The organism is Lacisediminihabitans profunda (assembly GCF_008040105.1).
In the GTDB taxonomy this organism is placed as follows: Bacteria; Actinomycetota; Actinomycetes; order Actinomycetales; family Microbacteriaceae; genus Lacisediminihabitans; species Lacisediminihabitans profunda.
Window position 1 is genome coordinate 1 of sequence record NZ_VRMG01000093.1, and the last position, 310, is coordinate 310.

Consider the following 310-nt stretch of genomic DNA (forward strand, 5'->3'; position numbering starts at 1 on the left):
TTCAAATCCGTCATCGGGCTGCCGCCGGTCGAAGTGCCACGCGCCCTCTCGTTCTGCAGCCCCACGATCGCACGCACAGACCAGTTCACGATCGAGGACACCGCGGCAGACCCGGTGTTCAAGACGCATCCGTTCGTCGTCGGGGGGCCGAAGGCGCGCTTCTACGCCGCCGTGGCCATCGAGACCAGGGACGGGCAGCGACTCGGGGCGCTCTGCATTGCCGACACACGGCCGCGCAAGTTCTCACGGGCGGACGCGGCACTGCTTCGCGCCCCCGACCGGCAGGCGCAGGGGGAATGGATGAACGGCC

The 310-nt window shown here is 69.0% G+C and carries 1 protein-coding gene; it reads left to right on the top strand.

Features of this window, described 5'->3' with window-relative positions:
• Window positions 1–310 (top strand): GAF domain-containing protein (locus FVP33_RS19195; protein WP_147785272.1); only part of this gene is annotated, 310 nt, incomplete at both ends.